General features: G+C 70.6%; 3 protein-coding genes. 1 reads left to right on the top strand and 2 read right to left on the bottom strand.

From position 1 onward, the window contains the following. Nucleotides 1–169: 169 nt before the first annotated feature. Both VET29_RS26880 and VET29_RS26875 read right to left on the bottom strand, forming a co-directional pair. Nucleotides 170–1,138 (bottom strand): LCP family protein, encoded by a 969-nt coding sequence (locus VET29_RS26880; RefSeq protein WP_324925371.1) that lies wholly within the window; start codon nucleotides 1,136–1,138, stop codon nucleotides 170–172. Further along, a complete protein-coding gene (locus VET29_RS26875) occupies nucleotides 1,135–1,638 on the bottom strand; it encodes a SigE family RNA polymerase sigma factor (RefSeq protein WP_324925368.1) in 504 nt (167 codons plus the stop codon). The genes VET29_RS26880 and VET29_RS26875 overlap by 4 nt, the downstream gene beginning before the upstream one ends. A gap of 198 nt (nucleotides 1,639–1,836) precedes the next feature. On the opposite strand from VET29_RS26875, the gene VET29_RS26870 reads away from it, so the two are divergent. Next, the gene (locus tag VET29_RS26870) at nucleotides 1,837–5,046 is read left to right on the top strand and encodes a S8 family serine peptidase (RefSeq protein WP_324925366.1); all 3,210 of its coding nucleotides are present in this window, start codon (nucleotides 1,837–1,839) and stop codon (nucleotides 5,044–5,046) included. Nucleotides 5,047–5,117 lie beyond the last annotated feature (71 nt).

Genomic DNA, 5,117 nt, shown 5'->3' with positions numbered 1-5,117 from the left:
GCGGTGTCCACCAACGTTCGCCGGGTCTCTCGGCGGCCCAGCGAGCACCGGGCCGGCGAGACGGCGTTGCCGATCCGCCCAAGTACGGTCCAGTACGAGGGCGAATCGGCGCCTTGCCAGCGGAAACCTGGATCCACCGATGGACCCACCGACATTGGTGGACACCGCACTAGTTCACGCAGGTCACCCCCGCGGGCGGGCTCGTGTTCGGCAGGTCCGCGACGAACTGCCTGACCTTGGCCGGGTCGACCTCGACGGCCATCACGCCCGTCGGCGCCGGGAAGTCGGGGTTCTCGTAGGGGATCGTGCCGATGTGCAGCGTGTCGCTGTCGGCAAGGGCCTTGGCGAACCCGAGCACGTCCAGGCCGGGATCCGTCTGGACGTGTCCCTTGACGGAGTCGATCAGGGCGGGCAGGCGCTTGCCGTCCAGTTTGCCGAGCAGCGACTCCAGGAAGACCTGCGACCGAACGATCCGGTCGAGGTCGCCGTTCGGCAGTCCGTGCCGCTGGCGGATGAACGCGAGTGCGGAGTCCCCGTCGAGCACCTGGTTGCCGGCGGGGAAGTCCGCGCCGGCGTAAGGGTCCTCGGTGGCCGCGGTCAGGCAGACGGGCACGCCGCCGACCGCGTCGGTGAGCGTGCCCACCGCCGCCATGTCGACGACGGCCCAGTGCTCGACGGCGACACCGGTGAGCTCGCCGACCGCGCTGACCAGCGTGTCCATGCCGGAGTTCACGAACACCTGGTTCAGCCTGGTCATGGCCCCGCCCGCGGACACCCACGAGTCGCGGGGCAGTGAGACCACGCTGGTCGAGCCGTTCGCTGCGGTCCGCACCAGCAGGATCGAGTCGGTGTTCCGCGCCCCGTCGATCCCGACGACCAGCACGCTCGTCGGCTTCGCCGGCGTCCCGGTCCGCTCGCCGGCCGCCGGCACGGTGCTGTGCTCGAACACCTTGGGCACCACGAACGTCGCCACCGCGGCGACGAACACCACGACGGCCGCGGTCGCGAGCACGAGCCCGTACGAGCGGCGCGGCCGCTTCCCCCGCAGGTTGGCGAGCACCTCGCGGGGATCGGCCGCGCGCGCGGCCTCCTCGGCGAACGCGTCCCGGACGAGCTGTTCAGTGCGGTCGATGATCACAGTGCCTCCCTCACGGGGTGCTGGTGGGTGGCCCGCAGCGCGCTGAGCGCGCGGGAGATGTGGCTGCGGACGGTGCCTTCCGAGCAGCCGAGGAGCTCGGCGATCTCCGCGTCGTCGCGGTCGGCGTAGAACCGCAGCATCAGGGCGGCGCGCTGCTTGCGCGGCAGCCGCGCGATGTTCCGCCGCATGGCGTCCCGCTCGGTCACGTACCCGGCGGGGTCGGCGGTTGGCGTGCCCAGCGCGTCGAGCGTGCTGTGCGTGGCGGCGACGGTCCGCGCGGCCTTCCTGCGCCGCCAGGACAGGTACTCGTTGATGATCATCCGGCGGACGTACTGGTCCCGCCCGGGCATCGGCCCGATCCGGGCCCACCTGTGCTGCACCCGCACGAGCACGTCCTGGACCACGTCCTGCGCAAGATGTGGGTCACAGGTCAGCGCCGTGGCGAAGCGCAGAAGCCGATCGATGCGATCGACGGCGAACTGGTCGAAGGTGTCCAGCACCGCGACTCCGTTCCTTCTCGATGACGGTCGAGACTAGAACGCCACCGCTCCCCGGTTTGTTGAGACGAGTTCGGCGCGCGGCGCAAGGCCGTTCCCGGTAGTCGTGAACGCGGGTGGGGCAACCGGGCAACAGCTAGTGACGTATGGATCACTAGCGGCGAACGGCGAGGAGTCGTCGCGGGGTGCCTGGAGGGTTTGATGATCCACAAACGGGCTCGGTCGAGCCTGCTCGCCGCGGCGGTCGCCGCGGGCGTGGTAGCGCCGGCCGTATGGGCCGTGCCGGGTGTCGCGGGGGCTGTCGCGGCGCCTGGCACGGTCGGGTCGACGGTGACCTTGTTGACCGGGGACAAGGTGACTCTCGGGGGCGCGAACGGTGTCAGCGTGCATGCCGCCAAGGGCCGCGGGCACGTCTCGTTCTACACCACCAAGGACGAGCAGGGTGACACGCACGTCATCCCGGAGGACGCGCTTTCCCTTGTGTCGTCCGGAAAGCTGGACCCGCGGCTGTTCGACGTCACCGAGCTGGTGCGGGACGGGTACGACGACGCGTCGCGGCCCGCGCTGCCGCTGATCGTGGACTACCAGGGTCGTACGCCGCGGGCGGCGGGTGCGCGGGTGAGCCGTGAGCTGCCGGTGATGGGTGCGGCGGCGGTGTCGGCGGAGCGGTCGAGCGCGTTCTGGGCCACGGCTCGCGGTGCCGAGCACGTGTGGCTCGACGGGCCGGTGCGGGCGAGCCTGGATCACAGCGTGCCCCAGATCGGCGCGCCCGAGGCGTGGGCGGCGGGGTACACCGGTGCCGGGACCACGGTGGCGGTGCTGGACACGGGTGTCGACGTGACGCATCCGGATCTGGCCGACGCGGTGGTGAACGCGAAGAACTTCACCGACAGCGACACCGACGACGACCGGTTCGGGCACGGTACGCACGTGGCGTCGATCATCACGGGCAGCGGTGCGGCCAGTGGTGGCAGGTACAAAGGTGTCGCGCCGGATGCCAAGCTGCTCAACGGAAAGGTTCTCAACGACTTCGGCGGCGGCCAGGAGTCCTGGATCATCGCGGGCATGGAGTGGGCCGCCGAGAGCGGCGCCGACGTGGTCAACATGAGCCTCGGCAGCTCGGCGCCCAGTGACGGCACGGACCCGATGTCCCAGGCCGTCAACCGGATCACCGCCGACACCGGCACGCTGTTCGTGATCGCGGCCGGCAACTCGGGCGGGTGGATCGGCAGCCCTGGCCGCGCGGACGCCGCGCTGACCGTCGGCGCGGTCGACGGGAACGACCAGCTTGCCGAGTTCTCCAGCCGCGGCACGATCGACGGCGCGCTCAAGCCGGACATCACCGCGCCCGGTGTGAACATCGTCGCCGCGAAGGCGAAGAACGGTGTGATCGGGGAACCGGCCGCGGACGGTTACGTGTCCCTGTCGGGCACCTCGATGGCCACCCCGCACGTGGCGGGCGCCGCGGCGATCCTCGCCGGTGAGCACCCGGACTGGACCGCGGCGCAGCTCAAGCCCGCGCTGATGGGCACCGCCAAGCCGAACGACGCGTTGAGCGTGTACGAGCAGGGCGCTGGCCGGGTGGACGTCGCGAAGGCGGTCGACACCACCGTGTTCTCGACGCCGGCGAGCGTCGACAACGGCACCGTGCAGTGGCCGCACGGCGACGACCAGCCGGTCATCAGGACCGTGACCTACACCAACTCCGGCGCCGAACCGGTCACGCTGGATCTCGCGGCCACCGTCCGGGCGCCGGACGGATCCGCCGCGCCACAAGGGATGTTCACGCTGACGCCGGCGTCGCTGACCATCCCGGCCGGCGGACAGGCCGCCGCGACCGTCACGACGGACACCAAGGTCGACGCGGCGGACGGCGAGTACAGCGGGGTGATCACCGCGACCGGCGGCGGCCAGTCCGTGCGCACGCCCATCGCCGTGAACCGCGAGGTCGAGAGCTACGACGTGACCGTGGAGTACCTCGACCAGAACGGCGCGCCGACCGACCTGTACTTCCACCGGTTCGTGGATGTGCACAAACCCAAGGCGTACCTGCCGTTCGACCCGTCCGGCACGGTCGTCGCCCGGCTGCCGAAGGGGGAGTACTACTTCGAGGCCACCGTCCAGACCGAGATCGCCGAGTTCGACTACCAGAACGCGTTGTTCGCCGAACCGGCGTTCGTGGTCAGCGGCGACTCGACACTGGTCGTCGACGCCCGTAGGACGAAGCCGGTGGGGTTCACCGTCGACAAGCCGAACGCCAGGGCAGGCGTGGCACAGCTGAACTTCCTGCTCGACACCGAATGGGGCCAGACCGGCAGCTACTACTACCTGGGGAGCTTCGACGACTTCACCGTGATGCCGTCCGCCACGTCCAAGAAGGACAGGTTCGACTTCCTCGCGGAGGCGAGGATGGCGGAGTGGAACGGCACGTCGTTCACGGGGCAGTACCTGTACCACGTGCGGCACACCGACAACGGCAGCGTGCCGGCGACCCTGCGGTGGACGGTCCACGACCGGCAGCTCGCGAAGGTGCGTGGCGAGTACGCGGCGGCGACCCCTGGCATGATCGGCGTCCGGGACGGTTTCCTCCCGGTCTCGCTGCCGTCGGCGCTGACCGAGTACTACACGCCGAACGTGCCGTGGACCGCCGACCTCTACGAGATGGCCGACCCGCAGGCGTGGCCGCCGGTGTCGGCACTGAGCCAGATGGCGCCGCGGACCTACCGGCTCGGCCACCCGACGACCGTGCGCTGGAACGCGGGCGTGTTCGGTCCGGCGTTCCCGGACACCGACAACTGGTACTCGGCGGCCAGGCTGGGTGACGAGGTGAACTTCGACCTGCCGCTGACCACCGACCAGGGCCCGGGCCGGGGTGGCCTGCCGATCGGCGACGGCGCCACCACGCTGTCGCGGGACGGCCAGGTCGTCGGCGAGACACCGTATGCCGGCAGCGGGTTGTTCACGGTGGCACCGGAACAGGCCCGCTACACGGTGCGCTCGTCGGTGACCCGCCCGGCCGCCCGACTGTCCACATCGGTCAGCGGGGAGTGGACGTTCAGCTCAGGGCACGTGGACGGCGAGGAGCCGGCACACCTGCCACTGCTGGCCGTGCGGTTCTCGCCGGACGTGGACGACCACAACGCGGCACCGGCCGGAAGGCGGTTCACCATCCCGGTTTCCGTCGAACGCAACCACGCCGCGCTGGGGAACGTGCACACCCCTGCCGTCGAGGTTTCCTACGACGACGGCGCGACGTGGCAGCGGGCCGCGGTGGGCCGCCACCACGGCGAGTGGCAGGCGACCGTCAACCACCCACGCGGCGCGAACTTCGTCTCACTGCGGGCGAGCGTGTCCGACCGGGACGGAAACTCCGAGAAGGTGACGATCATTCGCGCGTACGCGCTGAGGTAACGGGGACGCCGCCCCCATACTGGACGAGTCCTGACCTTGACCGGGAGGGGGCGGCGTTGCCCACCATCGAA

Source organism: Actinophytocola sp., assembly GCF_035634895.1.
In the GTDB taxonomy this organism is placed as follows: Bacteria; Actinomycetota; Actinomycetes; order Mycobacteriales; family Pseudonocardiaceae; genus Actinophytocola.
Note: the sequence above shows the minus strand (reverse complement) of the source record. Positions and strands in the feature narration are given on the sequence as shown.

Bases quoted from the DNA above. Each gene is read 5' to 3' on its own strand.
- VET29_RS26870 (WP_324925366.1), top strand. From the start codon at position 1,837: ATGATCCACAAACGGGCTCGGTCGAGCCTGCTCGCCGCGGCGGTCGCC.